26 protein-coding genes are annotated in these 26,717 nt (G+C 69.5%); 15 read left to right on the forward strand and 11 right to left on the reverse strand.

The annotated features are described in order from the left end of the window. Window positions 1-309 precede the first annotated feature (309 nt). From ACGFNK_RS13760 to moaA, 3 genes are all read left to right on the forward strand, one after another. Window positions 310-666 (forward strand): DUF485 domain-containing protein, encoded by a 357-nt coding sequence (locus ACGFNK_RS13760; RefSeq protein WP_344392925.1) that lies wholly within the window; start codon window positions 310-312, stop codon window positions 664-666. Further along, window positions 663-2,312, forward strand: coding sequence for a cation acetate symporter (locus ACGFNK_RS13765; protein ID WP_393415495.1), 1,650 nt, complete (start codon window positions 663-665; stop codon window positions 2,310-2,312). The genes ACGFNK_RS13760 and ACGFNK_RS13765 overlap by 4 nt, the downstream gene beginning before the upstream one ends. 202 nt (window positions 2,313-2,514) lie before the next feature. Continuing rightward, on the forward strand, window positions 2,515-3,504 hold the full coding sequence (gene moaA, locus ACGFNK_RS13770; RefSeq protein WP_393415497.1) for a GTP 3',8-cyclase MoaA: 990 nt from the start codon (window positions 2,515-2,517) through the stop codon (window positions 3,502-3,504). Window positions 3,505-3,542: 38 nt separating this feature from the next. Here moaA and ACGFNK_RS13775 read toward each other — a convergent pair whose 3' ends face one another. Together ACGFNK_RS13775 and ACGFNK_RS13780 are read right to left on the reverse strand one after the other, a co-directional pair. Further along, window positions 3,543-3,842 carry a hypothetical protein gene (locus ACGFNK_RS13775; RefSeq protein WP_393415499.1) on the reverse strand — a complete coding sequence of 100 codons (300 nt, stop codon included), beginning with the start codon at window positions 3,840-3,842 and terminating at the stop codon, window positions 3,543-3,545. 349 nt (window positions 3,843-4,191) lie between these two features. Then, window positions 4,192-4,578 (reverse strand): DUF3099 domain-containing protein, encoded by a 387-nt coding sequence (locus ACGFNK_RS13780; protein ID WP_393415501.1) that lies wholly within the window; start codon window positions 4,576-4,578, stop codon window positions 4,192-4,194. Window positions 4,579-4,788: 210 nt separating this feature from the next. On the opposite strand from ACGFNK_RS13780, the gene ACGFNK_RS13785 reads away from it, so the two are divergent. Next, complete coding sequence (locus ACGFNK_RS13785) at window positions 4,789-5,073, forward strand: GlsB/YeaQ/YmgE family stress response membrane protein (RefSeq protein WP_386345417.1); 285 nt, start codon at window positions 4,789-4,791, stop codon at window positions 5,071-5,073. A gap of 69 nt (window positions 5,074-5,142) precedes the next feature. On the opposite strand, the gene tyrS is transcribed toward ACGFNK_RS13785, so the two are convergent. The 3 genes from tyrS to ACGFNK_RS13800 form a co-directional block, all read right to left on the reverse strand. Continuing rightward, entirely contained in the window at window positions 5,143-6,411 is a 1,269-nt protein-coding gene (gene tyrS, locus ACGFNK_RS13790) for a tyrosine--tRNA ligase (RefSeq protein ID WP_386345415.1), read from the reverse strand. Between the two features lie 114 nt (window positions 6,412-6,525). Continuing rightward, window positions 6,526-7,920, reverse strand: a complete 1,395-nt coding sequence (locus tag ACGFNK_RS13795) for a metallopeptidase TldD-related protein (RefSeq protein WP_393415503.1) — start codon at window positions 7,918-7,920, stop codon at window positions 6,526-6,528. Further along, a complete protein-coding gene (locus tag ACGFNK_RS13800; RefSeq protein WP_393415505.1) occupies window positions 7,917-9,440 on the reverse strand; it encodes a TldD/PmbA family protein in 1,524 nt (507 codons plus the stop codon). Before ACGFNK_RS13800 ends, ACGFNK_RS13795 begins: the two co-directional genes overlap by 4 nt. A 187-nt stretch (window positions 9,441-9,627) precedes the next feature. Between ACGFNK_RS13800 and fabG the strand changes: the two genes are divergently transcribed. From fabG to ACGFNK_RS13815, 3 genes are all read left to right on the forward strand, one after another. Continuing rightward, entirely contained in the window at window positions 9,628-10,332 is a 705-nt protein-coding gene (fabG, locus tag ACGFNK_RS13805; RefSeq protein ID WP_393415507.1) for a 3-oxoacyl-[acyl-carrier-protein] reductase, read from the forward strand. A 5-nt stretch (window positions 10,333-10,337) separates the two neighbouring features. Further along, the gene (fabI, locus tag ACGFNK_RS13810; RefSeq protein ID WP_393415509.1) at window positions 10,338-11,105 is read left to right on the forward strand and encodes an enoyl-ACP reductase FabI; all 768 of its coding nucleotides are present in this window, start codon (window positions 10,338-10,340) and stop codon (window positions 11,103-11,105) included. 203 nt (window positions 11,106-11,308) lie between these two features. Next, window positions 11,309-11,659 carry a hypothetical protein gene (locus tag ACGFNK_RS13815; RefSeq protein WP_393415510.1) on the forward strand — a complete coding sequence of 117 codons (351 nt, stop codon included), beginning with the start codon at window positions 11,309-11,311 and terminating at the stop codon, window positions 11,657-11,659. Between the two features lie 18 nt (window positions 11,660-11,677). On the opposite strand, the gene ACGFNK_RS13820 is transcribed toward ACGFNK_RS13815, so the two are convergent. After that, window positions 11,678-12,367: a FadR/GntR family transcriptional regulator gene (locus ACGFNK_RS13820; protein ID WP_393415512.1), complete on the reverse strand. Its 690-nt coding sequence runs from the start codon at window positions 12,365-12,367 to the stop codon at window positions 11,678-11,680. Window positions 12,368-12,428: 61 nt separating this feature from the next. Between ACGFNK_RS13820 and ACGFNK_RS13825 the strand changes: the two genes are divergently transcribed. The 4 genes from ACGFNK_RS13825 (at window position 12,429) to ACGFNK_RS13840 (ending at window position 14,988) form a co-directional block, all read left to right on the forward strand. Next, the gene (locus ACGFNK_RS13825; RefSeq protein WP_393415514.1) at window positions 12,429-13,802 is read left to right on the forward strand and encodes a CynX/NimT family MFS transporter; all 1,374 of its coding nucleotides are present in this window, start codon (window positions 12,429-12,431) and stop codon (window positions 13,800-13,802) included. A 73-nt stretch (window positions 13,803-13,875) separates the two neighbouring features. Continuing rightward, window positions 13,876-13,992, forward strand: a complete 117-nt coding sequence (locus ACGFNK_RS13830) for an SGM_5486 family transporter-associated protein (RefSeq protein ID WP_393415516.1) — start codon at window positions 13,876-13,878, stop codon at window positions 13,990-13,992. Between the two features lie 184 nt (window positions 13,993-14,176). Further along, on the forward strand, window positions 14,177-14,392 hold the full coding sequence (locus ACGFNK_RS13835; RefSeq protein ID WP_386345401.1) for a hypothetical protein: 216 nt from the start codon (window positions 14,177-14,179) through the stop codon (window positions 14,390-14,392). Window positions 14,393-14,469: 77 nt separating this feature from the next. Continuing rightward, window positions 14,470-14,988, forward strand: coding sequence for a SixA phosphatase family protein (locus tag ACGFNK_RS13840; RefSeq protein ID WP_393415518.1), 519 nt, complete (start codon window positions 14,470-14,472; stop codon window positions 14,986-14,988). A 216-nt stretch (window positions 14,989-15,204) separates the two neighbouring features. Here ACGFNK_RS13840 and serB read toward each other — a convergent pair whose 3' ends face one another. Both serB and ACGFNK_RS13850 read right to left on the reverse strand, forming a co-directional pair. Continuing rightward, on the reverse strand, window positions 15,205-16,413 hold the full coding sequence (gene serB / locus ACGFNK_RS13845) for a phosphoserine phosphatase SerB (RefSeq protein WP_393415520.1): 1,209 nt from the start codon (window positions 16,411-16,413) through the stop codon (window positions 15,205-15,207). Window positions 16,414-16,563: 150 nt separating this feature from the next. Then, window positions 16,564-18,399 carry a streptophobe family protein gene (locus ACGFNK_RS13850; RefSeq protein WP_393415522.1) on the reverse strand — a complete coding sequence of 612 codons (1,836 nt, stop codon included), beginning with the start codon at window positions 18,397-18,399 and terminating at the stop codon, window positions 16,564-16,566. Window positions 18,400-18,641: 242 nt separating this feature from the next. On the opposite strand from ACGFNK_RS13850, the gene ACGFNK_RS13855 reads away from it, so the two are divergent. Further along, the gene (locus tag ACGFNK_RS13855) at window positions 18,642-21,182 is read left to right on the forward strand and encodes an FHA domain-containing protein (protein WP_393415582.1); all 2,541 of its coding nucleotides are present in this window, start codon (window positions 18,642-18,644) and stop codon (window positions 21,180-21,182) included. A 111-nt stretch (window positions 21,183-21,293) separates the two neighbouring features. Here the strand turns inward: ACGFNK_RS13855 and ACGFNK_RS13860 are convergent, their stop codons facing one another. The 3 genes from ACGFNK_RS13860 to ACGFNK_RS13870 all read right to left on the reverse strand — a co-directional run bounded on the left by ACGFNK_RS13860 (window position 21,294) and on the right by ACGFNK_RS13870 (window position 24,230). Next, window positions 21,294-22,124, reverse strand: coding sequence for a transglycosylase SLT domain-containing protein (locus ACGFNK_RS13860; protein WP_393415523.1), 831 nt, complete (start codon window positions 22,122-22,124; stop codon window positions 21,294-21,296). Between the two features lie 298 nt (window positions 22,125-22,422). After that, on the reverse strand, window positions 22,423-23,538 hold the full coding sequence (locus ACGFNK_RS13865) for an S-adenosylmethionine:tRNA ribosyltransferase-isomerase (protein WP_393415525.1): 1,116 nt from the start codon (window positions 23,536-23,538) through the stop codon (window positions 22,423-22,425). Continuing rightward, on the reverse strand, window positions 23,535-24,230 hold the full coding sequence (locus ACGFNK_RS13870; RefSeq protein WP_393415527.1) for an SDR family NAD(P)-dependent oxidoreductase: 696 nt from the start codon (window positions 24,228-24,230) through the stop codon (window positions 23,535-23,537). The genes ACGFNK_RS13865 and ACGFNK_RS13870 overlap by 4 nt, the downstream gene beginning before the upstream one ends. Window positions 24,231-24,420: 190 nt before the next feature. Here ACGFNK_RS13870 and ACGFNK_RS13875 point away from each other — a divergent pair, with 190 nt between their 5' ends. The 3 genes from ACGFNK_RS13875 to ACGFNK_RS13885 all read left to right on the forward strand — a co-directional run bounded on the left by ACGFNK_RS13875 (window position 24,421) and on the right by ACGFNK_RS13885 (window position 26,625). Next, complete coding sequence (locus tag ACGFNK_RS13875; protein WP_393415529.1) at window positions 24,421-25,566, forward strand: GAF domain-containing sensor histidine kinase; 1,146 nt, start codon at window positions 24,421-24,423, stop codon at window positions 25,564-25,566. Then, entirely contained in the window at window positions 25,559-26,200 is a 642-nt protein-coding gene (locus ACGFNK_RS13880) for a response regulator (protein ID WP_386345387.1), read from the forward strand. The genes ACGFNK_RS13875 and ACGFNK_RS13880 overlap by 8 nt, the downstream gene beginning before the upstream one ends. A 182-nt stretch (window positions 26,201-26,382) precedes the next feature. After that, window positions 26,383-26,625 (forward strand): chaplin, encoded by a 243-nt coding sequence (locus ACGFNK_RS13885; RefSeq protein WP_393415531.1) that lies wholly within the window; start codon window positions 26,383-26,385, stop codon window positions 26,623-26,625. Window positions 26,626-26,717: the final 92 nt, after the last annotated feature.

The following is a 26,717-nucleotide window of genomic DNA, read 5'->3' on the forward strand; positions in this document are numbered from 1 at the left end:
TTGAGTGGTGCAGGGGCGAAGCTATCTCCCGTGATCCCTGGCCAGCAACGACTTACAGAAAATGACATCCGAAAGAACGGCCGGGCGTTGAACCGGTCTTCGCATCGCCCCGTGACCTTGGGCAGGGGCGAGAGCAACAGCGAGCCCCTGTTGGATCACACCCGGGAGGCCCTAGCATCGCCACTCGGCCCACGTGATCCACACGTTCCGTGAGGTCCCAAAAGAACCATGTCCATTGCCAGTTCAGCCCTTCATCCCCATCCGCCCGCATCCGATTCGGACGCCGCAACCGCAACGCGAGGAGACTCCGTGGCTACCGACGCACCGCCCCCCTCGAAATCCCAGCCTCACCTCCCCACCACCGAGGAGTTCGTCGAGGTGCAGGAGAGCGCTGAGTTCGGTGAACTACGCCGCTCCCACCGCTCCTTCGCCTTCCCGCTGACCGTCGGCTTCATCAGCTGGTACCTGCTGTACGTCCTGCTGTCGAACTACGCGGGCGGCTTCATGGGCACCAAGCTGTTCGGCAACATCAACGTCGCCCTCGTCTTCGGTCTCGCCCAGTTCCTCACCACGTTCCTCATCGCCTGGTGGTACGAGCGGCACTCCTCCAGCAAGCTCGACCCCAAGGCCCACGCGATCAAGTCCCGGATGGAGGGCGGCGAATGAGCCCCGCGATCACTCAGGTCCAGTTCGCCGCGAGCGAAGTGCAGCTCGCGGCGAACGAGGCCAGCGAGCACCGGCCGCTGATCATCTCCCTGTTCGCCGCCTTCGTCATCGCCACCCTCTTCATCACCGTATGGGCGGGCCGGCAGACCAAGGACGCCGCCGACTTCTACGCGGGCGGACGGCAGTTCAGCGCCTTCCAGAACGGACTCGCCGTATCCGGCGACTACATGTCCGCCGCTTCCTTCCTGGGCATCGCGGGTGCGATCGCCCTCTTCGGATACGACGGCTTCCTGTACTCCATCGGCTTCCTGGTCGCCTGGCTGGTGGCCCTGCTCCTGGTCGCCGAGCCGCTGCGGAACTCCGGCCGGTACACGATGGGCGACGTCCTCGCGTACCGCATGCGCCAGCGCCCGGTGCGTACCGCGGCAGGCACCTCCACGATCGTCGTGTCGATCTTCTACCTGCTGGCGCAGATGGCCGGCGCGGGCGTCCTCGTCTCGCTGCTGCTCGGCATCACCTCCGACGCCGGCAAGATCCTCATCGTCGCCCTCGTCGGCGTCCTCATGATCGTGTACGTCTCCATCGGCGGCATGAAGGGCACCACCTGGGTCCAGATGGTCAAGGCCGTGCTGCTCATCAGCGGCACCATCCTGATCACCTTCCTGGTGCTGCTGAAGTTCAACTTCAACATTTCCGACCTGCTCGGCACGGCCGCCGAGAACAGCGGCAAGGGCTCGGCCTTCCTGGAGCCCGGCCTCCAGTACGGCGCGACCGGCACCACCAAGCTGGACTTCATCTCGCTCGGCATCGCCCTGGTGCTCGGCACCGCCGGACTGCCGCACATCCTGATCCGCTTCTACACGGTGCCCAACGCCAAGGCCGCCCGGAAGTCCGTGAACTGGGCGATCGGCATCATCGGCGGCTTCTACCTGATGACCATCGCGCTCGGCTTCGGCGCCGCCGCACTCATCTCGCAGGAAGAGATCATCGCGTCCAACAAGTCCGGCAACACAGCGGCGCCCCTGCTCGCCCTGCACCTGGGCGGCGTCGACTCGGCCTGGGGCGCGATCCTGCTGGCCACGATCTCCGCGGTGGCCTTCGCGACGATCCTCGCCGTGGTCGCCGGCCTCACCCTCGCCTCGTCCTCCTCGTTCGCCCACGACATCTACGCGAACGTCATCAAGAAGGGCAAGGCCACCGAGAAGGAGGAGGTCAGGGCGGCCCGTCTGGCGACCATCGGCATCGGCGCCGTCTCCATCCTCCTGGGGTCCCTCGCCCGCGACCTGAACGTCGCAGGCCTCGTCGCCCTCGCCTTCGCGGTCGCCGCCTCCGCCAACCTGCCGACGATCCTCTACAGCCTGTTCTGGAAGCGGTTCACCACCCAGGGCGCCCTGTGGTCGATCTACGGCGGTCTGACCGTGGCCGTCGGCCTGGTGCTGTTCTCACCCGTCGTCTCCGGCGACCCCACGGCGATGTTCCCCGACGTCGACTTCTCCTGGTTCCCGCTGAAGAACCCGGGCATCATCTCCATCCCGTTCGGCTTCCTGATGGGCTGGCTCGGCACCGTCCTGTCCAAGGAGGAGCCGGACACCGGCAAGTACGCCGAGCTGGAGGTGCGCTCGCTCACCGGCACCGGGGCCCACTGAGGCTCCCTGCCTGCCGCGGCCGCGCCGTAGTCCCCTGGACGTTCTACGGCGCGGCCGCGCCATGTCTCGTGTGATCCGCTTGCCGATCCCTTGCCGTCGTTGTCGGTCCTGTCACGTAGGCTCGCTGGTAACTGATTCACATGAGTGCTTGTTCTGAGTGCTGGTTCTGAGTGCTTGTTCGCTCGAGTGGAGGGGGCCCCACGTGCTCATCGACACCTATGGCCGTGTGGCCACTGATCTGCGTGTGTCGCTGACGGACCGCTGCAATCTGCGGTGCACGTACTGCATGCCCGAAGAGGGCCTGCAGTGGCTCGCCAAACCCGACCTGCTCACGGATGACGAGATCGTCCGCCTCATCGACATAGCCGGGCGCCGGCTGGGCATCACCGAGGTCCGCTTCACCGGCGGTGAGCCTCTGCTGCGCCCGGGCCTCGTCGGCATCGTGGAGCGCGTGGCCGCGCTCGAGCCGCGCCCCCAGATGTCCCTGACCACCAACGGCATCGGCCTCAAGCGCACGGCCCCGGCCCTGAAGGCGGCGGGCCTGGACCGGGTGAACGTCTCCCTGGACACGCTGCGCCCCGACGTCTTCAAGACCCTCACCCGCCGCGACCGTCACAAGGACGTCATCGAGGGCCTCGAAGCCGCCCGCGAGGCGGGCCTGAACCCGGTCAAGGTCAACACCGTCCTGATGCCCCGACTGAACGACGACGAGGCCCCGGACCTGCTGGCCTGGGCCGTGGAGCACGACTACGAACTGCGCTTCATAGAGCAGATGCCCCTGGACGCCCAGCACGGCTGGAAGCGCGAGGGCATGGTCACTGCCGGTGACATCCTTGCCTCACTGCGCACCCGCTTCGAGCTCACCGAGGAGGGCTCCCAGAAGCGGGGCTCGGCCCCGGCCGAGCGCTGGCTCGTCGACGGAGGCCCGCACGTCGTCGGCGTGATCGCCTCCGTCACCCGCCCGTTCTGCTCGGCCTGCGACCGTACGAGGCTCACGGCCGACGGCCAGGTCCGCACCTGCCTCTTCGCCCAGGAGGAGACCGACCTGCGGGCCGCCCTGCGCTCGGACGCGCCGGACGAGGAGATCGCCCGCGTATGGAAGCTGGCGATGTGGGGCAAGAAGGCGGGCGCGGGCCTGGACGACCCGTCGTTCGTGCAGCCGGAGCGACCCATGTCGGCGATCGGAGGCTGAGAGCCCTCCGACTCCGGGGACTTCGGGGCTGAGCCTCGCTAAGCCTCGGGGGACTGCGGCGGCTCCTGGCGTTCCAGGGGTTCCTGGGAGTCCAAGTCCTCCAGGAGCACGACGTCCTTCAAGAAGCCCCGTACGCCAAGGAACTTGGACAGGTACTCACGGTGCTCCTCGCACGCCAGCCACGTCTTGCGGCGGTCAGGGGTGTGCAGCTTCGGGTTGTTCCAGGCGAGTACCCACACCGCGTCGGCCCGGCAGCCCTTCGCGGAGCAGATGGGCGATGCGGGTTCGGAGCCGGGGACGTTCAGGATCACGCCCCCGACCCTAACCCTTGACGGCATCACCGCCCCTTACGGCATCTAGAAGATCCCGAGCACGGCCGGCCACGCGCAAGGAACGGCACCACAGAGAACGTGGGCCGCGAAATCGACCGGCGCGGCTACAGCGCGACGGCGGTGCCGAGGGGGGAACCAGCGGAAGAGCCGGGAGAAACTCCGTGACAAAAGGCGACGCCGAGCAGCCACGGGGGGAGCTGCCCGGCGTCGGTCTTTCGCTCCGACGGGGGATGCGGAGCGCGTACGAAGTATGTCACGGGTAACCCGTTGCCCGGCACTGGAACAGCATGATTGATCTGAGCTTTTCTTGAGCTTGGTGCAGTGGTGACGTCCGGCTGGCATGGATCGGCGGTGGTCAGGTCCGCTCGTGCGGCTCGCCCTGGGCGTCGGCCGGGGAGTCGGCCGCGAGGTCTTCCGGGACGGATTCCGCGGCGTCGTCCGGGCGGGGCTCCGTGAGCATCGGCCGGGCGGGCATGGTGACGAACGTCGACGGCAGCGACGGCGCGTTCTCGCGGCCCGCGTTGGCGATCACCACGGCGATGTAGGGGAGGACGAGGCCGAGCACCAACGCGACGATGGCGACGTGCCGTTCGACGTTCCAGAGGGTGGCCGCGAGGATCACGGCGAGCGTACGGACGGACATCGAGATGACGTAGCGGCGCTGCCTGCCGCGTATGTCGTCGGCGAGCCCCTGCCTGGCCCCGGTGATCCGGAAGACCTCGGTTTCGCTGTGCTTCCGCATCACGTTCCACCACCCGTCTGCATCGGACGCGCACCGGCCCGTACGACCTCCACGTTACGCCGCACGTGCGCCACGTTCGAGACCGGGGCCCGTCCCGTCCGGGCGGGCACCACTGCGCCGTACCGCGTATGGCCGCGCCCGGCATGCGGCGTACGACGGCCAGGCCGAAGCTGGGCGAAATGCTCACGTAGAGCCGTACAGGAGGCAGCCATGGGCTGGTTGTGGGCGATCATCGTCGGGTTTGTGCTGGGCCTGCTGGCCAAGGCGATCATTCCGGGCAAGCAGCACAGCCCGCTCTGGCTGACGACCATCTTCGGGATGATCGGCGCCATCGTGGGCAACTCGATCGCCCGCGGCATCGGCATCGACGAGACCCGCGGTATCGACTGGGGCCGCCACGGCCTCCAGCTCGCCGCCGCGGTCGTCCTCGTCCTCTTCGGCGACATGCTGTACACGGCCGTACGGGGTGGCAAGGAGCGCAGGGAGCGAGCGTGACGGTGCGACGAAGGACCGTACGGCGAAGGGGGTGGCCGGTCGGCCACCCCCTTCACCTGTGCGCCGGGCTCAGCCGCCCGTGACCTCCACCGCCGCGAGGTTCTTCTTGCCGCGCCGCAGGACCAGCCACCGCCCGTGCAGCAGGTCCTCCTTGGCGGGGACGGCGTCCTCGCCGGCGACCTTGACGTTGTTCACGTACGCCCCGCCCTCCTTGACCGTCCGCCGGGCGGCCGACTTGCTGGCCACCAGGCCGACCTCGGCGAAGAGATCCACCACCAGGGCCGGCTCAGCGACCTGAATGTGCGGCACCTCGGAGAGCGCCGCACTCAGCGTCGCCTCGTCCAGCTCACCCAGCTCACCCTGACCGAAGAGGGCGCGCGACGCGGCGATCACGGAGGCCGTCTGCTCGGCGCCGTGCACCAGCGTCGTCAGCTCCTCGGCCAGCGCCCGCTGGGCGGTACGGGCCTGCGGACGCTCCTCGGTGACCTTCTCCAGCTCCTCCAGCTCCTCGCGGGACTTGAAGGACAGGATCCGCATGTACGCCGAGATGTCCCGGTCGTCCGCGTTCAGCCAGAACTGGTAGAACGCGTACGGCGTCGTCATCTCGGGGTCCAGCCAGATGGCACCGCCCTCGGTCTTGCCGAACTTCGTGCCGTCCGCCTTGGTCATCAGCGGCGTCGCCAGCGCGTGGACGTCGGCGTGCGTCTCCAGCTTGTGGATCAGGTCCAGGCCCGCCGTGAGGTTGCCCCACTGGTCGCTGCCGCCCTGCTGGAGGGTGCAGCCGTACCTGCGGTAGAGCTCCAGGAAGTCCATGCCCTGGAGCAGCTGGTAGCTGAACTCCGTGTAGCTGATGCCCTCCTCGGACTCCAGGCGCCGGGCGACCGAGTCCTTCGTCAGCATCTTGTTGACGCGGAAGTGCTTGCCGATGTCCCGCAGGAACTCGATGGCCGACATCCCGGCCGTCCAGTCCAGGTTGTTCACCATCACCGCGGCGTTCTCACCCTCGAAGGACAGGAACGGCTCGATCTGCCCGCGCAGCCGGTTGACCCAGTTCGCGACCGTCTCCGGATCGTTCAGCGTGCGCTCCGCCGTCGGGCGCGGGTCGCCGATCTGGCCGGTCGCGCCGCCCACCAGGGCCAGCGGGCGCAGGCCCGCCAGCTGGAGGCGGCGCATGGTGAGGACCTGCACCAGGTGGCCGACGTGCAGACTGGCCGCCGTCGGGTCGAAGCCGCAATAGAATGTGACGGGACCGTCCGCGAGCGCCTTGCGCAAAGCGTCCTCGTCAGTGGACAGGGCGATCAGCCCGCGCCACTTCAGCTCGTCGACGATGTCCGTCACGGTTCTCGTATCTCCTTGGATGATCTTCGGGCGGTCGAATGACAGCCAGCTACGAGGTTATACGCCCCGACTGACAGAGCCCACGCCGTTATGTGCCCTGAGCCGCAGGCCCTGTCACACGCCCTGACTGACCGAACTCATGTTGAAGTCCGGGATGCGCAGGGGCGGCATCGCGGCCCGGGTGAACCAGTCGCTCCACTCCCTCGGCAGCGTCTTCTCCGTGCGCCCCGCCTCGGCCGCCCGCCCCAGCAGATCCACCGGGGACTCGTTGAACCTGAAGTTGTTCACCTCGCCCGTGACCTCGCCGTTCTCGACCAGGTAGACGCCGTCCCGGGTCAGGCCGGTCAGCAGCAGCGTGGCCGGGTCGACCTCGCGGATGTACCAGAGGCAGGTCAGCAGCAGCCCGCGCTCCGTGTTCGCGACCATCTCCTCCAGAGAGCGGTCCTGGCCGCCGTCGAGGATCAGATTGCCGATGCCGGGAGCCACTGGCAGTCCGGTCAGGCCCGCGCTGTGCCGGGAGCTGATCAGACGCGCCAGCTCGCCCGCCCGGATCCACTCGGTGGCCTGGAGGGGCAGCCCGTTGTCGAACACCGAGGAGTCGCCCCCGGAGGAGTGCGCGAGCTCGAAGGGCGCACACTCCAGACCCGGCTCGTTCGGGTCGCTGCGCAGCGTCAGGGGCAGCTCGGCGAGCTTCTCGCCGATGCGCGTACCGCCGCCGGGCTTGCTGAACACCGTCCGGCCTTCTGCCGCGTCCCGGGCCGACGACGACCACAACTGGTAGATCAACAGATCCGCGACAGCGGTCGGCGGCAGCAGCGTCTCGTACCGCCCGGCCGGCAACTCGACGCGCCGCTCCGCCCACCTCAGGCGCGTGGCCAGCTCCGCGTCGAGCGCCGCCGGGTCCACGTCCTTGAAGTCGCGCGTCGACCGCCCCGCCCACGCGGAGCGCGTACGGTCCGGCGACTTGGCGTTCAACTCCAGCGTGCCGTTGGGCTGGTCGTGCCGCAGACGCAGCCCCGTCGACGTACCGAGGTAGCTGGAGACGAACTCGTGGTTGGCGAAGCCGTACAGCTCGCGTCCGCCCTCACGCGCGCGGGCGAACGATTCGCCGAGCGCCGGGGCGAAGTCCGCGAAGACGCCCGACGAGGTCTCGGCGGGGGCGTCCGTGAACTCGGGGGACTCCGCGACCCCGGTGACCAGCGGCTGCGCGTCCTCGGCCGGGCCCGCGCCCCGCGCCGCCACCTCGGCGGCCCGGACCAGCGGCTCCAGCTCGTCCGCCGTCACGGCCGAGCGTGAGACGACCCCGGAGGACGTGCCCTCCTTGCCGTCGACGGTCGCGATGACGGTCAGCGTGCGCCCGCGTGTGACCCCGTTCGTGGTCAGCGCGTTGCCCGCCCAGCGCAGATTGGCCGTCGAGTACTCGTCCGCGATCACGACGCAGCCGTCGGCCCGGGACAGCTCGAGGGCGCGCTCGACGACCTCGTGCGGCTTGTTCGTACGCGCGCTCATCGACCGGCCTCCTGGGTGGTGTTGAGGATGTTGACGCCCTTGAAGAGGGCCGACGGGCAGCCGTGCGAGACCGCCGCGACCTGGCCCGGCTGGGCCTTGCCGCAGTTGAAGGCACCGCCCAGGACGTACGTCTGCGGGCCGCCGACCGCGGCCATCGAGCCCCAGAAGTCAGTGGTCGTCGCCTGGTACGCGACATCTCGCAGCTGGCCCGCGATCCGCCCGTTCTCGATCTTGAAGAAGCGCTGCCCCGTGAACTGGAAGTTGTACCGCTGCATGTCGATGGACCAGGAGCGGTCGCCGACGACATAGATCCCGCGGTCGACGCCGCTGATCAGGTCCTCGGTGGAGAGACCGCCGGGATCCGGCTGAAGCGACACGTTGGCCATGCGCTGCACCGGCACATGGCCGGGGGAGTCGGCGTACGCGCAGCCGTTGGACCGCTCGAAGCCGGTCAACTTCGCGATTCTGCGGTCGAGTTGATAGCCGACCAGCGTCCCGTCCTTGACCAGGTCCCAGGACTGCCCTGCGACGCCCTCGTCGTCGTACCCGATCGTCGCGAGCCCGTGCTCGGCGGTCCGGTCGCCGGTGACGTTCATCAGCTCGGAGCCGTACCTCAGCTTGCCCAGCTGGTCGAAGGTGGCGAAGGACGTCCCGGCGTACGCAGCCTCGTAGCCGAGCGCGCGGTCCAGCTCGGTGGCGTGCCCGATGGACTCGTGGATCGTCAGCCACAGGTTGGACGGGTCGACGATCAGGTCGTACACCCCCGCCTCGACGCTCGGCGCCCGCATCTTCTCGGCAAGCAGTTCCGGGATGCGGGCCAGCTCGGAATCCCAGTCCCAGCCGGTGCCCGTCAGGTACTCCCAGCCGCGCCCGACCGGCGGCGCGATCGTCCGCATCGAGTCGAACTCGCCGCTCGACTCGTCGACCGCGACAGCGGTGAGCTGCGGATGCAGCCTTACGCGCTGCTGCGTGGTGACGGTCCCCGCCGTATCGGCATAGAACTTGTTCTCGTGCACCGTCAGCAGCGAGGCGTCCACATGGCTGACCCCGTCGGCCGCGAGCAGCCGCGCACTCCAGTCCGTGAGCAGCCCCACCTTCTCGTCGTCCGGTACGGAGAAGGGGTCGATCTCGTACGAGGAGACCCAGCTCTTCTCGGCGTGCACGGGCTCATCGGCCAGCTCGACGCGCTCGTCCGAACCCGCCGCCTTGATCACCTGAGCCGACAGCTTTGCCATCGCCACGGCCTGCGAGGCGACCTTCGCGGCGGCGTCCATCGTCATGTCGACACCGGAAGCGAACCCCCAGGTCCCGCCGTGCACCACGCGCACCGCGAACCCCAGATCGGTCGTGTCCGACGACCCGGACGGCTTGCCGTCCCGCAGCCGCCAGGCCGCACTGCGCACCCGCTCGAACCGGAAGTCGGCATGCTCGGCGCCGAGCGCCCGGGCGCGGGCGAGCGCGGCGTCGGCCAAGGACCTGAGCGGTAGTGCCGTGAAGGCTTCGTCGATGGAATGAGGCACGGAGGTCTCCCTGCTGTCGTCGCCCTGTCAGGTCCGATCATGTCGCGCCGACGGTTCCGCGGCCACACGTTTCTGTAGGGATCCGACAGTGAGTCCCGTACGCCACTGTTGGTGCTCGATTCTCCGTAAGGGGGGCGGCAACGATAGGTTTTCGAGGTACCAGACCGGCTATCGAAAGGGTGATCCGTTGAGCCGCTCGGTTCTCGTCACCGGAGGAAACCGGGGCATCGGCCTCGCCATCGCCCGCGCTTTCGCCGACGCGGGCGACAAGGTCGCGATCACATACCGCTCGGGAGAGCCCCCAAAGGGGTTCCTCGCCGTCAAGTGCGACATCACCGACACCGAGCAGGTGGAGCAGGCCTACAAGGAGATCGAGGCCGAGCACGGTCCGGTCGAGGTGCTGATCGCCAACGCCGGCGTCACCAAGGACCAGCTGCTGATGCGTATGTCCGAGGAGGACTTCACGTCCGTCCTGGACACCAACCTGACCGGCACCTTCCGGGTCGTGAAGCGCGCCAACCGCGGCATGCTGCGCGCCAGGAAGGGCCGCGTCGTGCTGATCTCGTCGGTCGTCGGGCTGTACGGCGGTCCGGGCCAGGCCAACTACGCCGCATCCAAGGCCGGCCTGGTCGGATTCGCGCGCTCCCTCGCCCGTGAACTGGGCTCGCGCAACATCACCTTCAACGTCGTCGCGCCCGGCTTCGTCGACACCGACATGACCAAGGTGCTCACCGACGAGCAGCGCGAGGGCATCGTGAAGCAGGTGCCGCTCGGCCGGTACGCGCGGCCCGAGGAGATCGCCGCGACGGTGCGGTTCCTCGCCTCGGACGACGCCTCGTACATCACTGGAGCCGTCATCCCCGTAGACGGCGGACTGGGAATGGGTCACTGATCACCATGAGCGGAATCCTCGAGGGCAAGCGCGTCCTGATCACCGGTGTGCTGATGGAGTCCTCCATCGCCTTCCACACCGCGAAACTGGCCCAGGAGCAGGGCGCCGAGATCATCCTGACCGCCTTCCCGCGGCCCACGCTGACCGAGCGCATCGCCAGGAAGCTCCCCAAGCCCACCAAGGTCATCGAGCTCGACGTCACCAATGAGGAGCACCTGGGGCGCCTGGCCGACATCGTCGGTGAGGAGCTGGGCGGTCTCGACGGTGTCGTGCACTCCATCGGCTTCGCCCCGCAGGACGCCCTCGGCGGCAACTTCCTCAACACGCCGTTCGAGTCCGTCGCCACCGCCATGCACGTCTCGGCGTACTCCCTGAAGTCGCTGACCATGGCTTGCCTGCCGCTGATGCAGAACGGCGGCTCCGTCGTCGGTCTCACCTTCGACGCCCAGTACGCCTGGCCGCAGTACGACTGGATGGGCCCGGCCAAGGCCGCACTGGAGGCCACCAGCCGCTACATGGCCCGTGACCTGGGCAAGCAGAACATCCGCTGCAACCTCGTCTCCGCCGGCCCCCTCGCCTCCATGGCCGCCAAGTCCATCCCGGGCTTCAGTGAGCTGGCCTCCGTGTGGGACAACCGTTCGCCCCTGGAGTGGGACCTCAAGGACCCCGAGCCGACCGGCCGCGGCGTCGTCGCCCTGCTGAGCGACTGGTTCCCCAAGACCACGGGCGAGATCATCCACGTGGACGGCGGTCTGCACGCGATCGGTGCGTGACGCTGCCGCTGTGGCTTGACCGAGCCGTGGCTCGAGTGATGGGTGAGGGCCCGCGACCTGCCGAACGTCCGGCAGGTCGCGGGCCCTCAGCCATTCACCCGTTCGGCCTATCCGGCCGGGCGGTCGGGGGCCGCAACTGCGCACTCTGGACTAGGCGTTCACCGCGAGCGTCCCTCCCCGGCCCGGCAGAGGAGGCCCCCCTTGTGCGCCTTTTCCCGCGCTTCGCCCCGCTGCTGGCCGCTCTCGCTCTCCCGCTCACGCCGGCCTACGGCGACGCCCCGCACCTCGCGAAAACGGACCCCCACGCGCGCGTGGGGGTCGACAGGCCCTTCGGGGCGGAGTGCCGTATCAGAGTCGAGGGCTCGTATGTGACCGCGTACTGCCATAACCCGTACCCGGAGATCGACCGGCTCGCCCTGCACATCGAGTGCGACCGATGGTGGGACATCGACAGCGACGGGACCCTGGTCGCGGTGGGGCCCACGCAGACCGTGCGGCTCACCGGCCGGTGCTGGAAGGAGGTCCGCTCGGCGTGGGCCACGCACCAGAAGTGACGCGTCAGAGGTGACGCGTCAGTCTCCGGAGGTGACAGGGCCCCTCGGGCGGCACAGGAACGGATAGCTCGCGGCCTCCGTGGCTGCCGACTCCGCGTCGCCCACGCGGATCGCGTCCAGCAGGCGCGTGTGGTCCATGTACGTCTCGGGGGTCAGCTCCTCGCCCAGGTCCTCGCGCAGCCAGTCGCGCACGACCTCGCCGAGATCCGCGTACATCGCCGTCATGACGTCGTTGTGGGACGCGGCCACCACCGCCATGTGGAACGACGTGTCGGCGACGACGAAGGCCTCCGTGTCGCCCGACTCCCAGGCCTCCTCCCGGCGGACCAGGAGCGCGTGCAGCTGCTTCAGGTCGCGCTCCGTGCGGCGCTCGGCGGCCAGCTTCGCGGCGCTCGACTCCAGCGCGGAGCGCAGCTCGGCGATGTGCCGGGGATCGGCGTCCGCGAAGCGGCGGTGCATCACGCCCGCCAGCTCGCTGGTCGCCACGACGTACGTCCCCGATCCCTGGCGGATGTCGAGCAGGCCGTTGTGCGCGAGCGCGCGCACGGCCTCGCGCACCGTGTTGCGGGCCACGCCCAGCTGCTCGACCAGCTCCGGCTCGGTGGGGATGCGGGAGCCGACGGGCCATTCGCCCGAGGTGATCTGGCCGCGCAGCGCGGCGATGACCTGCTCGGACAGCGCCGATCGTCGGGGGTGGCTCAGGGGCATGGCGTTCCTTCGCGCAGAACGAAGCTGACTCCGGGTGGACAACCAATCATCCCATGATTCTATGATGGGCAGCATGGCAAGCGAGGAAACCCGCACGGAAACCCGGACGACGACGTCCACATCCCAGCCCATGGCCTTACGCAGTTCCTCCGGAATCGCCGGCGAATCCCCGAAGCCCACCCCGCGCGCGTGGGGGACGCGCCTGGTGATCGTCGGCCTCGTCCTCACGGCCCTCAACCTGCGGCCCGCGATCACCAGCCTCGGTGCCCTCCTCGAAGAGGTGCGTGCCGGACTCGGCATGAGCGGCAGCGTCGCCGGACTGCTCACCTCCGTACCGGCGCTCTGCTTCGCCGTCTTCGGCGTCATGGCACCGCGCCTAGCCCGCCGCTTCGGACCCGGCACCGTGGTGTGCGCCGGCATGGTGGCCATCACCGCGGGCCTGGCGATCCGGCCCTTCGCCGGGAACACGGCGGGCTTCCTCGCGGCCAGCGCTCTCGCACTCATGGGCATCGCGGTCAGCAACATCCTGATGCCGGTGATCGTCAAGCGCTGGTTCCCGGACCGGGTCGGCTCCATGACCGGCCTGTACTCCATGGCCATGGCCCTCGGCACCGCCGCCCCGGCCGCCGTGACCGTGCCCATGACCGGGGCCCTGGGCGGCAGTTGGCAGTCCGGGCTCGCCGTCTGGGCAGGCCTCGCGGCCCTTGCCGTGGTGCCGTGGGTGCTTCTCGTACGCGAACGGGGCGCGGCCCCGGTTCCAGGCGCGGCCCCGGCTTCCGACACGGATTCGGCACCCGGCACGGACTCGGCTCCCGTGGCACGCCGGGAGCCGGACGCGCTGCGGATCACCCGGAGCCGTACCGCCTGGGCGCTCGCCGTCTTCTTCGGGCTTCAGGCCACCGCCGCGTACATCACGATGGGGTGGATGCCGCAGATCTTCCGTGACGCGGGCGTCCCGGCGGGCACGGCCGGACTGCTCCTCGCCGTCACGATGGTGATGGGCGTGCCGCTGGCGTTCGTCATCCCGCGGGTGGCCACGCGCCTGCCCCACCAGGGACCGATCGCGATCGCCCTGGGCCTGTGCGGCCTCACCGGCTACGCGGGCCTCTATTTCGCCCCGGCGGAAGGCGCCTGGGCCTGGGCGCTGCTGCTCGGCGTCGCCAACTGTGCCTTCCCGCTGGCCCTCACACTGATCGGCATGCGGACCGGGTCCAGCGCCGGGGTCGCGAAGCTCTCGGCCTTCGCACAGAGCACCGGTTACCTGATCTCGATCCCGGGACCGCTCCTGGTGGGCGTGCTCTACCAGCACAGCGGCGGCTGGGGGCTGCCGCTCGCGCTCATGACGGCCCTGATGATCCCGCAGATCGTGGCGGGCTTCCTGGCCGGTCGCGATCGCACTGTCGAGGAGGAGGCCGCGCGCCTGGCCCGGCGCTGACCGGCCCGCACCGGTCCGCACCGGCGGGCGACCCCACCGGCAGGGGCCGGCCGAAGGGTGCGAGACTGGCCGTATGCCTGTCCTCGACCCGAACCCCAAGAACGGCCAGAAGAAGATGCTGCTCGTCTTCGGCGCCTTCTTCGCCATCTTCGTGATCATCGGCATCGTCGCGTCGATCGCTGCGCCCTGATGCCGTTGCCTCACCCCGGCCCCGTCAGGGGATGGTGGGGCTAGCCCCACCATCCCCTAGGGGGTGAGTGTCAGGGTCAAGTGGGTGGATCACCGGATGGGTTGAGGGCTCTTCCTTCCGTAGCTTCGAAGTGTGGCCGCGAGGACGCGGATCCACGGCCCAGTCGAAGACCCACGGAGGCGGCATGTCGGCGCGTACGCAGACCCGGCCCAGCTCGGCGACCAGGGGCGGCGTCGAGGTTCGGCTGCCCTGGTGGGCCCTCGCCCTGCCCGCGCTCGCCTTCGTCGCGCTGCTGTTGCTGATACTCAACCCCGCGGATGCCCATGCGTCGAGCGGTGATCCCGCGGTCGGCGAGCTCATCGAGCGCATCCAGCAGACGGTGCTGCGGCAGGGCTCCTGAGCTGGAGGATCCGCCATGTTGGGGCAGCGTGCCAACTCCCTGCGCCCCATGGCGTGTTTCATGCGAAGCTGGGTTCCATGAGCGTCGCAGAACCCCGCAAGATTGTCCTCTTCCGGCATGCGAAAGCCGACTGGCCACAGGTGTCCGATCATGAGCGGCCGCTCGCTGAGCGGGGCCGCAAGGATGCCGCCGTCGCCGGACTCAAGCTGGCCGACACCGGTATCCCCTTCGATCTGGCCCTCTGCTCCACCGCGACCCGCACCCGCGAGACATGGAAACTCGCCGTTCAGGAGTTCCCACAGCGGCCGAAAACGGTCTACGAGGAGCGGCTGTACGAGGCCTCGCCAGGCGAGCTCATCGCTGTGCTCAACGAAACCCCGGACGACATGCGGAACGTACTCCTGATCGGTCACAACCCCGGAGTACAGGGCCTCGCCGACATCCTGGCCGGCCAGTCCGAGGGCGACGCCCGTGAGCGGATGAGCAGCCGCGACTTCCCCACCGCCGCGTTCGCAGTGCTCGGCTTCTCCGGCTCCTGGAAAACCCTGGAGCCCGGCCTGGGCACGCTGCTCGACTACTGGGCGCCGACCGAATAGCCCGCCCCTGCGTGGACGGGCACGGCACCGTGAAGGGTGCCGGCCCGTCTGTGTTCGGTGCTGTACCGCGCTCCACAGGAGGCCGGAGGCCTTCAGGGGCGCGGGGCTGTGTCAATGTGCGGCTCCGCCGCGTGGGCGCGACCAGCCACAACGAACCCGCAGCCGCCAACCACGGAACCAACCGAGCTCCCCGAACCGCACAACCCAGCGGAGCGCCTAGTCCACGTGCATGTCCGCCGCCTCGACCTCTTCGCGAGTGACGCCGAGCAGGTAGAGGACGGTGTCCAGGAAGGGGAAGTTCACGGCGGTGTGCGCGGCCTCGCGGACGACGGGCTTGGCATTGAAGGCGACGCCGAGACCGGCCGCGTTCAACATGTCGAGGTCGTTCGCGCCGTCACCGATCGCCACGGTCTGAGCGAGGGGTACGCCCGCCTCGGCGGCGAACCGGCGCAGCAGCCGCGCCTTGCCCGCGCGGTCCACGATCTCGCCGGTGACCTTGCCCGTCAGCTTCCCGTCGACGATCTCCAGCGTGTTGGCCTGGGCGAAGTCAAGCCCGAGCCGCTCTTTGAGGTCGTCCGTGACCTGCGTGAACCCGCCTGAGACGACGCCCACTTGGTAGCCGAGCCGCTTCAGCGTACGGATCAGCGTGCGCGCCCCCGGCGTCAGCCGCACCTCGCTGCGCACCTTGTCCACCACGGAGCCGTCGAGCCCTTCGAGGAGTGCCACGCGCGCGTGCAGTGACTGCTCGAAGTCCAGCTCGCCCCGCATCGCCGCCGCCGTCACCTCGGCGACCTTGTCCTCACAGCCGGCGTGGGCGGCGAAGAGCTCGATCACCTCGTCCTGGATCAGCGTCGAGTCGACGTCCATGACGACCAGGCGCTGGGCACGCCGGTGCAGCCCGGCCGCGACGACCGCGACATCGACACCAAGGGCCGCGGCCTCGGTCACCAGGGCGGTCCGCAACTTCTCGGGCTCCGCACCGGACACGGCGAACTCGACTGCCGTCACGGGGTACTTGGCGAGCCGGAAGATACGGTCGATATTGCCGCCCGTCGCCGTGATCCGGGCGGCTATCGCGGCCGTCGACTGTGCGGTGAGCGGGTGCCCGAGCACGGTGACGAGCGACCGGCCGTGGCCACGCGGCCGGTTGTCGCCGTGGCCGGAGATGATCTCGGCCTGGAGCTTCAATGAGTCCGCCCAGCTGTGCACCGTGGCCCGCAGCTCGCCTTCGACGCCGGCCGGCGGCTGGGTCACGAGCGCGCACAGCACGATCCGGCCTCGGGTGACGACCTGCTCGATGTCGACCACGTCGACCGAGTAGCCGGCGAGAGTGTCGAAGAGCCCGGCCGTGATTCCGGGGCGGTCCTTGCCGAAGATCTTGACGAGGAGGGTGGGGGCGTCGGAGGAGGTCTGCGAAGCGCTCATGGTTTTCCCACAGTAACCGGCACTCACTGCCCACTGCTTCTACGGTCCGCCCAGCGGACGGGAAACACTGGGTGTCATCTCGGTGACCTCGTCGTTCCCGCGCGATGACGCCCACGAGACCCACCAGCCGACGTGTGCGGAAGCCCTCCCTCACGGCCGTCCGCGAGGCCGCCTGGGCGGAGGCGGCCGCTCCTCCGGTGGCGGAGGCGGCCCGTCCTGGGACGGCCCGCGCTTGGAGGGCGGCTTCGGGACGGGCGGTGGGGTGTAGGGGCCCGCGACCGTGGGGGCGCCGTACACCTCGGGTGGACGCCCGTTCTCGGGGGGACGTGCGCCGGGAGACGGGGCATCGGGGGGCCGTGCGCCAGGGGGCCGGGCACGGGAGGACCGAGCACCGGGAGGCGGGGCGTCGGACGACCGCGCACCAGGATGTCGCCGTCCGTCCTCAGGCTCCCGCAAGTCGTCCGGGAGGTGCAGATAGGGGTTGGTGTCGGGGTTCGCCGGGCGGTACGAGGGGGTGGGGCTGTAGGGGCCAGGCTGTTCGGGGGCCTCCGTGTACGGCGGTGTGACCGACTCGGCCGGCCCGGTCGATTCCATCGGCCCGTCCCCGCCTCCTCGCGCCAGCGGTGCAGCGCGCCGTCCCGCGGCCCCACTGGCGCAGGCGAGCAGCGCCCCCGCCGCCCCCGCACCCGCGCCCCACAAGGCGCCGAGCAGCATTGCCATGCCCAGCTGCCCGTGCAACTCGATGCCGGCGTCGAACGCGTCGACACCGAGAACGGACAGCGAGGCGTCCACGGACACCTCCGTCAGCCAGGCGAGCAGCGGCAGCGCGAGCGCTGTCACGATCGCCAGCCGCAGCGCACAGCGCCCCGCGAAACCGAGGGCGGCCCCCCGCGCGCGTACGAACGGCGTACGCACCGCGGTCAGCACGCCCGCGTACAGCATCATCAACGCGGTCGCGACCCCCAACAGCCAGACCCGCCCGTCCAGTTCGGCCAGCCGCCCGAGAGTGGCGGGCTGGTCGGAGGACAGGCTCAGCAGCTCGTCCAGGGGGGCGGGCAGGAACTGGACGAGCCCGCCCGAGGCCGAGCCGTCCCACGGCACGAAGAGCCCGATCGGGACGCCCAGCCACACCCCGTTGGGCGCCCCGAGCAGGGCAGCGCCCGCGATCCGTTTCGGATGGGCGTCGCCGATCGCCGCGTACGCCGCCGCCGCGAGCCCCGCGAGGACCGCCACCAGCAACACCGTGACCAGCGCGGACGCGGCCGGCCGTACCAGCCGGTGTACGGCCTCCCAGCCGCGCGGCAGCGGCGTACGGCGTGAGGCCAGCAGCGCGATCAGCAGGACGCCGAGCACCCACACCGCACCGCCGAGCAGTGTCGGCACGGTGTCGACGGTGAAGCCGACCTTCGCGTTCGCGTCCGCGAGGTCCCCGAGCCGGTCGGGCAGCAGCCCTCCGATGTCACCGAGCCCGGGCACCTCGACGTCGTCCGGCAGTCCGCCACCCGGCAGCTGGTCGAGCCCGAGCGAACCGCCGTCAATCGTGATCACGTCGTGACCCGCCCAGGCGAGCCCGCCCAGCATCGCCACGAAGAGCACCACCACAGCGCCCGCACGCGCCGCGAGTTCACCGGGTGAGATCACAACTCCCGCTCCGCGCAAGGAGCGCAGGAAGAACCAGGCCAGCAGAAGCGCACCCACGAGGCTCACTCCCAGTGGCGTGATCTGTAGGGCGGTCTCCGCCTCTGCGCCCTCAAGGCCGAAGGCCGACACATCGCCCGACGGCGTCACCGAACCACCCGCCCCGAGCGCCACCACAGCCGCGGTCATCGTCCCGAGCGAGCCCGACGCGTCCGCCTCCAGCAGACGCAGCCCCAACGCGGCCACGCCTGCCATCCCGATCAACGCCCAGCTCACAGCGGCGATCGCGGACAACAGCACATCGCCCACCGGCAGTCGCCTGCCGCCCCTCGCGGTCTCGTAGCTCATCGTCAGCCCCCCGACTCGCGCCGCGATGTCTCCACCGTGGATGTCCCCCTCGCGTGGGATTACCACTCTCCGGGTCGGTTTGAACACAGTCAACGCAAACGGACAAGCCGCCCGTACACGGTCATCACAAGGCCCGACTTTCGGTCAGAGGGGTCGTCCTGAAATAGTTCCCCCCGATGTTCGACATCCCTAGACTCCCTGTGATGGGGGTAACTCGGGGGACAACTCACGTGGGGCATGGAGTGCCGGAACTCGTACTGGAATTGAATGGACGGACCTGGACGCTTGATGCGTCCAGGCCATACGCCCTCGGACGCGATCCGCAGGGGGACATCGTGCTCGACGACGCCAGGGTGTCCTGGCGTCACGCCACGATCAGCTTCAACGGCCGCAGTTGGGTCATAGAGGACCACGGCAGCACCAACGGCACCTTTGTGCAGGGCCAGCGGATCCACCAGATGGAAATCGGTCCGGGTTCGTCCGTGCACCTCGGCAACGCGACCGACGGCCCGCGCGTGAGCGTCTCGGGCGCCGCCGCATCCTCGGCCGCACCGCAGGCGCAGCCCCAGCAGCAGCCGTACGCCGCACAGGGCGCGGGAGGGGCCGGCTGGGCGGCCCAGCAGGCGCCACCGCAGCAGCAGTCCCCGCAACAGGGCTGGCAGCAGCAGCCGCAGGTCCCGCACCAGGGCCCGTCGGAGTCGTACGCGCAGAAGGTCCCCGGTGGTGTCGCGGGGGCGCCGCCGGTCTACGGCGACCGCAGCCCGACCACGTTCCACCAGATGTCCCTCGGCCGTGTGATGCGCATCGGCCGTGCGCTGGAGAACGAGCTGGTCGTCTCCGACCTGCAAGTCTCCCGACACCACGCCGAGTTCCACGCGACGCCCGACGGCCGCTACGAGATCCGCGACCTCGGCTCGCACAACGGCACGTACGTCAACGGCATGCCGATCGCCAAGGGCGGCTCCGCGCTGCTCGGCCCGAACGACATCGTCGGTGTCGGCCACTCGACGTTCCGCCTGGTCGGCGACCGCCTCGAGGAGTTCGTCGACACCGGTGAGATCTCCTTCTCCGCCCGCCATCTGACGGTGACTGTCGACGGCGGCAAGCAGATCCTCAAGGACGTCTCGTTCGGCGTACCGGAGAAGTCGCTCATCGCGGTCATCGGCCCGTCCGGCTCCGGCAAGTCGACGCTCCTGAAGGCGCTCACGGGCTACCGCCCCGCCAACCAGGGCGACGTCCTCTACGACAACCGGAATCTCTACAAGCAGTTCGCCGAGCTGCGCCAGCGCATCGGTCTGGTCCCGCAGGACGACATCCTGCACAAGGAGCTGACCGTCAAGAAGGCGCTCAAGTACGCGGCCAAGCTGCGCTTCCCCGCGGACACCACGGGAGCGGAGCGCGAGGCCCGTATCGACGAGGTGCTGCGCGAACTCAAGCTGGACATTCACAAGGAGAAGAAGGTCACCTCGCTCTCCGGCGGCCAGCGCAAGCGCGTCTCGGTGGCCCTGGAGCTGCTCACCAAGCCGTCGCTGATCTTCCTGGACGAGCCGACCTCCGGCCTCGACCCGGGCATGGACCGCGACGTCATGCAGCTGCTGCGCGGCCTCGCCGACGACGGCCGTACGGTCCTGGTCGTCACGCACTCCGTGGCCGAACTGGCGATCTGCGACAAGCTGCTCGTGATGGCACCCGGCGGCAGCGTCGCCTACTTCGGCCCGCCGGAGGAGGCGCTGAACTTCTTCGGCTACGACACCTGGGCCGATGTCTTCTCCGCCTTTGAGAACTACCGCGACTACGACTGGGCGGGCCGCTGGAAGGGCTCGCAGCACTACCAGATGTACGCCGCGGACATCGACGCCGTCGCCGCGCAGTCGACGCAGATGCCGCCCGCCCAGTCGATGCGTCCACCGAAGCCCCAGGGCTGGGGCTCGCAGTTGTTCACTCTGATCCGCCGCTATGTGTCGGTGATCGCGTCCGACAAGGGCTTCCTGGCGCTGACGGTGATCCTGCCGGCGGTGCTCGGCGCGGTGAGCCTGCTCATCGACCCGGACAAGACCCTGCTGGTCAACGAGAACCCGAAGACCGGCAGAATCATCCCGAACGGCACGGCCACCACCGTCCTGCTCATCCTCGCGGTCGGCGCGTGCTTCGCGGGCGCCGCCAACTCCGTCCGCGAACTGATCAAGGAACGGGTCATCTACGAGCGGGAGCGGGCGACCGGCCTGTCGCGCTCCGCGTATCTGATGTCCAAGGTGATCGTCCTCGGCGTGATCACGGTGCTGCAGGGCGCCATGGTCGGCGCGATCGGCTTCTCCAGCCGGACGATCCCCGACGAGGCCCTGATCTTCGGCACCGGCAAGCTCGCCGTGATGCTCGAGCTCTCCATTCCGATCATGGCGCTCGGCTTCAGCTCCATGATGTTCGGCCTGGTCATCTCCTCGCTGGTGAAGACCTCCGAGAAGACGATGCCGCTGCTGGTGATGTTCGCGATCATCCAGGTCGTCTTCACCGGCTGCCTGTTCATCCTGCACGGCACGCTCGGCGTCAACGAGTTCTCGTATCTGATGCCCTCGCGCTGGGCGGTCGCCGCCGCCGGTACCACGCTGGACTTCAACCGGATCAGCCCGAACACGGACGACCCGGGCAACACGGACCCGCTGTGGGAGCACACGGCCTCGGCCTGGGGCATGGACATGGCCGCACTGATCGTCCTCGGCGTCATCTGCGGCTTCTTCGTGGCCCGCTTCCTGCGCCGCCATGAACCCGAGGTCATGCGTAAGTAAGGGTTCTGGTGCAGTAACGAGTGCACGAACGAGGCGCGGCACCCCGCAGGGGATGCCGCGCCTCGCCGTCTGTACTGAGACCAGAGGTCCGCGCGGGACTCAGTACGGGACTCAGTACGCGCCGTTGACGTTGTCCATGGTGCCGTAGCGGTCGGCCGCGTAGTTGCAGGCGGCGGTGATGTTGGCGACCGGGTCGTAGATGTTCCAGGACGTGCCCGCGACGTGGTACGCCTGGAAGGTCGGCGGGATCACCTGCAGCAGGCCCTTGGACGGGACACCGTTGATGGCGTTGATGTCCCAGTTGTTGATGGCCTTCGGGTCGCCCGAGGACTCGCGCAGGATGTTGCGCTTGATGCCGTCGTACGAGCCCGGAATGCCCTGCTTCTTCATGACGTCGAGCGACTCACGGATCCAGCCGTCGAGGTTGTTGGGGTAGGTCTTCGCGACCGGCTTGGCCGCGGCGCGCTGGGCGGACCGGCTCGCGGCCTCCTTCGCCTTGCGCGCCTGCTCGGCCTGCTGCTTGGCGGCTTCCGCGGCGGCCTTCGCCTTGGCGTCCACGGCTGCCTTCTTCGCGGCGGCCTCGGCGTCGGCCTTCTTCTTCTCGGCGGCGGCCTTGGCCTGCGTGAGGGCGTCGTTCAGCTGCTTCTCGACGCCGCCCTGCACGTCCTCGACCTGCCGGGAGCTGAAGGCCACCGAGGAGGCGGAGACGGACTCGGTGGTACTCGCCTCGGAGCCGTCGCCCGGTACGAGGGAGAGCGCAAGGGCCGCGGCACCGAGACCGGCGACACCGGCGATCCCGAGCTGATGTTTCTTGGCCAGCTTCTGCCTCGTGGTGTTCAGCTTCTGCCCGGTGTGGGTCAGCTTCGTCCTGGTCTGCTCGGTGAGCTCGGTCAGCTTGGCGAGGGTGGGGCGATGGCCGGAACCGTTGGTGTACTTGGGCATGGCTGAAGGACCTCTTCGAATAGCGCGGAGGTCGCTCTCGGGCCGGAGGGGACATTGCTGGTTCCGGCACAACGCCGCGGGGGGAAACCCGCGGCGTCGAGCGACGGCAGCCATTCTTAGCGGCCGCAAAATGCTGTGGCAAAGGTGTGACGTACGACCCTGGGTAGTGGACCCCTAAAGGGCAAAACGGGGCAGATTGGCATGTCTTCCCCGCTCGTATGGGGTGTTTGTACCTCCTAGCGTGCTTCGTACGTGACGTGCGCCCTATGGGTGGGGTCACATCGAGCGCATATCGGTCTCACCGGCAGTTGCTGACGCAATGCTCTGTGTGAGGGTTCTCGGACCTCCGCCGACCCTCAGACATCTCGGACGGCAGGACGAGGTGCATGTCGCCGAACTCGTGCCACAGGTAGCGGCCACACAAGGCCTCGTCGTAGCCGTGCCGGATCGCCGCCGGTCCCGCGATCGCCTCCAGCATCAGCAGATGCGAGGCCTCCGGTTCGTGCAGCCCGGTGAGGAGCCCGTCCGCCACCCGGACCCCGCGCTCCGGGGTCACCACGAGATCGGTCCAGCCCTCCGCCGCCCGTACCACCCCGTCGGGGCCGACCGCGGACTCCACGGCCCGCACGGCGGTCGTACCGACCGCGATGACCCGGCCGTCTCCTGCTCTAGCCGCATTGATCGACCGCGCGGACGCCTCGGGCACCGCGAACCGCTCCGGATACGGCGGCTCGTGCGCCTCCGTCGACGCGACTCCGGTGTGCAGCGTGATCGGGGCGAACTGCACGCCCCGGCTCACCAGCTCCGCCACCAGACGCGGCGTGAAGGGCCGGGCGGCACTCGGCATCTCCGCGCTGCCCGAACCGTCCGCGGACGGCAGCGCGAACACGCTCTGGTACACCGACAAGGGCTGGTCCCGCTCCGTGTAGGAGTACCGAATGGGCCGCCCGTGCCGCCGCAGTAACCCCGGGACGTCCGGTTCCGACACCCGCGCCCACCACAGCCGCGGGCTTCGCGTGGTGAGGGGCTCCTCCAGGACGAGTCGTACGTCACCGGGGAGGCACACCTCTGTACCCGCGGGTCCTCCCGCACGCGCGCGCGTGGTGCCCGTTCCGTCGGGATCCCGCAGCTCAACCGCCCACCGCCCGTCCTCGCCCCGCGTGGAGAAATGCACCACCATGCGCGCGTGCCCGAGCCGTCCGTCCACCGCCGCCGCCAGTGTCGACGACGTGTTCACGACCAGCAGGTCCCCGGCCCGCAACAGCCCCGGCAACTCCACGAACGCGTGATGCGACACCTCCTCCGCTCCGCACGACACGAGCAACCGCACCCCGTCCCGGTCGAGCCCGAGCCCTCGCTGCTCGACCGGGAGCCGGGCCAGCAACTCCTCCGGAACCTCCACAGCGGTCGTCATCGCGCCCCCACCAACGAGGGCGCCGCACAGCGGCCGCTGGCCGGTCGCTCATCGAGCAGCCGCAGAAACCCCGGGATGACGCTCGCCGGCGCCGGCCGAGGGTCCTCGTCGTCCGGGACGGCTGCCGCGTACAGATCCGTGTTCATGTCGCCCGGATCGACCGCCCAGACCCGCAGCCCGGGCTCCTCCTCGGCGAGCACCGCCGAAACATGGTCGAGGGCCGCCTTCGACGCCCCGTAGCCGCCCCAGGTCTCGTACGCCTCGGCCGCCGCGTCCGAGCTGATGTCGATGACCGTGCCCGCCGCCGAGGCCCGCAGCAGCGGCAGCGCCTCCTGGATGAGGCCGAGCGCCGCGACCACGTTGACTTCCAGCGCCCGCCTCAGGCCGTCCAGCGCCAGGCTCTCCAGGCGTACGAGGGGTTCGGCGCCGAGCGCGCTCGCGTTGTTCACCAGCAGATCGACACCACCGAGCCCCTGTGCCGCCGCCACCAGCGCGGTACGGTGCGCCGCATCCGTGACGTCCCCGGGCAGCGCCTCCACCCGTGTCCCGTGCTTGCCGACCGCCTCGGCCGTCTCCTGGAGCACCTCCGGCGTCCTGGCGTCGAGCACCAGATCCCAGCCGCGCTCCGCCAAGGCTTCGGCGAGCGCCCGCCCGAGCCCTTTCGAAGCCCCCGTGATGATCGCTACCGGCATGCCAACCGTCCCCTCGTCCCACATGACCGCCATTCCCGGCGGCTGCCTTCAACGTAGAAACGGGACCGCCCCCGCCGCCTCGGACGCGAGCCGCAATGATCCGGGGCCCTTTGCCCTAGGCCCACCGCCCTACTCAGGGGCCGCCACAGGTCCGATACGGGCTGTCACACCCGGCGGGTACGTTGAGGTCATGAGTCAAGGACCCAGGTCGGGCCTGGCCGCGGTGAGTTCCGCGCTGCTGGCCATGAGCAGGCATCTCGAGGTGCGCGACGCCCTCAAGACGATCGTCGCCTCGGCCCGCGAGCTGCTCGACGCCGAGTATGCGGCGCTCGGTGTCCCCGACGACCACGGCGGCTTCGCCCAGTTCGTGGTGGACGGCGTGAGCGATGCTCAGTGGAAGGCCATCGGCCCGCTGCCGCGCCAGCACGGCATCCTGGCATCGATGCTCCACGAGGCCAGGCCCGAGCGCCTCGCCGACGTACGCAAGGACCCCCGCTTCGAGGGCTGGCCGAGCACCCACCCGGAGCTCGCCGACTTCCTGGGCCTGCCCATCCGCGACGGCGACGAGGTCATGGGCATCCTCTTCCTCGCCAACAAGCAGTGCCCGAAACCGGAAGGCGGTTGCGGCTTCACCGAGGAGGACGAGGAACTCCTGGCGATCCTCGCCCAGCACGCCGCGATAGCGCTGACCAACGCCCGCCTGTACGAGCGCAGCCGCGAGCTCACCATCGCCGAGGAGCGCTCCCGCCTCGCCCATGAACTGCACGACGCCGTCAGCCAGAAGCTGTTCTCCCTGCGCCTGACCGCCCAGGCCGCGGCCACCCTGGTCGACCGCGACCCGGGCCGTGCCAAGGGCGAACTCCAGCAGGTGGCCGCGCTCGCCGCGGAGGCCGCCGACGAACTGCGCGCCGCCGTCATCGAGTTGCGCCCCGCGGCCCTCGACGAGGACGGCCTGGTGGCCACGCTGCGCACCCAGATCCAGGTCCTCGACCGCGCCCACGCCGCACGCGTGACCTTCACCGGCCGACGCGTACGCGCCCTGCCCTCGGCCCAGGAAGAGGCGATACTGCGCGTCGCCCAGGAGGCCCTGCACAACGCGCTGCGGCACTCCGGAGCGGCCCACGTCGATGTCACCCTCGACAAGTGGGGTTCGGGAGCAACCCTGCGGGTCACCGACGACGGCAGCGGCTTCGACCCCCAGGCGATACGGCGCGCGGGACGCCACCTGGGCCTGGTGTCCATGCGCGACAGGGCGAGCGGAGTCGGCGGCCGGCTGACCGTGGAATCGGCGCCCGGAAAAGGCACCACGATCGAGATGGAGGTCCCCGGTGGCTGACGCAATCAAGGTGCTGCTCGTCGACGACCACCAAGTGGTCCGCCGCGGACTGCGCACCTTTCTGGAGATACAGGACGACATCGAGGTCGTGGGAGAGGCGTCCGACGGCGCCGAAGGGGTGGACCGAGCCGAGGAGTTGAAGCCCGACGTCGTCCTCATGGACGTCAAGATGCCGGGCATGGACGGCGTCGCGGCCCTGCGCAGGCTGCGCGAACTCGACAACCCCGCGCGCGTGCTCATCGTCACCAGCTTCACCGAGCAGCGCACAGTCGTCCCGGCCCTGCGCGCCGGCGCCGCCGGATACGTCTACAAGGACGTGGACCCCGACGCCCTGGCCGGAGCCATCCGCTCCGTCCACGCGGGACACATACTTCTGCAACCCGAGGTCGCCGACGCGCTGCTGTCCCAGGAGGACTCCAACCTCGGCCAGGGGAGAGGCGGTTCACTCACCGAGCGGGAGCGTGAGGTACTCGGCCTGATCGCCGACGGCCGTTCCAACCGCGAGATAGCCCGCGCCCTCGTCCTCTCCGAGAAGACGGTCAAGACGCACGTCTCGAACATCCTGATGAAACTCGACCTCGCCGACCGCACCCAGGCCGCCCTGTGGGCCGTGCGCCATGGGGTGGCCGGCTGATCCCCGCTCCGGCACGCTCACTTGACGACTCCCTGACGACAATATGGAGGGTTCCGTTCCGGGCTGAGATTCATACCGTCGTGGGAATGTCACCCAGATGGCGCATCCTCCGGGGATCCGACGCGTTCTCCAGTGCGTGCTGCGGCACCTGCCGCAGTGACCACAAGGAGGGCTTGAGAAAAGTGAAGAACCTGAAGAAGGCCGCAGCCGTCACGATGATGGCCGGCGGCCTGGTTGCCGCCGGTGCCGGCTTCGCGTCCGCCACCGAGGCGCACGCCTCCGGCCAGGCCGTGGGCTCGCCGGGCATCGCCTCGGGCAACCTCGTCCAGGCCCCGGTCGACATCGACGTGAACGCGGTCGGTAACACCGCGAACGTCATCGGCATCCTGAACCCGGCGTTCGGCAACGAGGGCTTCAACGGCTGAGACACCCCGGGTCAGCAGTGACCACCGGCCTCCCAGGTACCTCTGGGGGGCCGGTCCGCGTTGGCCTCCGGCCGTCGGGCTGAGCGGCCTTG

Source organism: Streptomyces sp. NPDC048825 (genome assembly GCF_043198355.1).
Taxonomy (GTDB): domain Bacteria; phylum Actinomycetota; class Actinomycetes; order Streptomycetales; family Streptomycetaceae; genus Streptomyces; species Streptomyces xiangluensis.

Excerpts from the sequence above, each read along its gene's own strand:
- serB (WP_393415520.1), bottom strand. The coding sequence starts at position 16,413 with ATGAGCGCTTCGCAGACCTCCTCCGACGCCCCCACCCTCCTCGTCAAG.
- ACGFNK_RS13835 (WP_386345401.1), top strand. The coding sequence starts at position 14,177 with ATGTCGGCGCGTACGCAGACCCGGCCCAGCTCGGCGACCAGGGGCGGC.
- ACGFNK_RS13825 (WP_393415514.1), top strand. The coding sequence starts at position 12,429 with ATGATGGGCAGCATGGCAAGCGAGGAAACCCGCACGGAAACCCGGACG.
- ACGFNK_RS13850 (WP_393415522.1), bottom strand. The coding sequence starts at position 18,399 with ATGAGCTACGAGACCGCGAGGGGCGGCAGGCGACTGCCGGTGGGCGAT.
- ACGFNK_RS13775 (WP_393415499.1), bottom strand. The coding sequence starts at position 3,842 with ATGCCGTCAAGGGTTAGGGTCGGGGGCGTGATCCTGAACGTCCCCGGC.
- ACGFNK_RS13840 (WP_393415518.1), top strand. The coding sequence starts at position 14,470 with ATGAGCGTCGCAGAACCCCGCAAGATTGTCCTCTTCCGGCATGCGAAA.
- ACGFNK_RS13780 (WP_393415501.1), bottom strand. The coding sequence starts at position 4,578 with ATGCGGAAGCACAGCGAAACCGAGGTCTTCCGGATCACCGGGGCCAGG.
- ACGFNK_RS13870 (WP_393415527.1), bottom strand. The coding sequence starts at position 24,230 with ATGCCGGTAGCGATCATCACGGGGGCTTCGAAAGGGCTCGGGCGGGCG.
- ACGFNK_RS13765 (WP_393415495.1), top strand. The coding sequence starts at position 663 with ATGAGCCCCGCGATCACTCAGGTCCAGTTCGCCGCGAGCGAAGTGCAG.
- ACGFNK_RS13785 (WP_386345417.1), top strand. The coding sequence starts at position 4,789 with ATGGGCTGGTTGTGGGCGATCATCGTCGGGTTTGTGCTGGGCCTGCTG.
- ACGFNK_RS13820 (WP_393415512.1), bottom strand. The coding sequence starts at position 12,367 with ATGCCCCTGAGCCACCCCCGACGATCGGCGCTGTCCGAGCAGGTCATC.
- ACGFNK_RS13795 (WP_393415503.1), bottom strand. The coding sequence starts at position 7,920 with ATGAGCGCGCGTACGAACAAGCCGCACGAGGTCGTCGAGCGCGCCCTC.
- fabI (WP_393415509.1), top strand. The coding sequence starts at position 10,338 with ATGAGCGGAATCCTCGAGGGCAAGCGCGTCCTGATCACCGGTGTGCTG.
- ACGFNK_RS13860 (WP_393415523.1), bottom strand. The coding sequence starts at position 22,124 with ATGCCCAAGTACACCAACGGTTCCGGCCATCGCCCCACCCTCGCCAAG.
- ACGFNK_RS13830 (WP_393415516.1), top strand. The coding sequence starts at position 13,876 with ATGCCTGTCCTCGACCCGAACCCCAAGAACGGCCAGAAGAAGATGCTG.
- ACGFNK_RS13865 (WP_393415525.1), bottom strand. The coding sequence starts at position 23,538 with ATGACGACCGCTGTGGAGGTTCCGGAGGAGTTGCTGGCCCGGCTCCCG.
- ACGFNK_RS13875 (WP_393415529.1), top strand. The coding sequence starts at position 24,421 with ATGAGTCAAGGACCCAGGTCGGGCCTGGCCGCGGTGAGTTCCGCGCTG.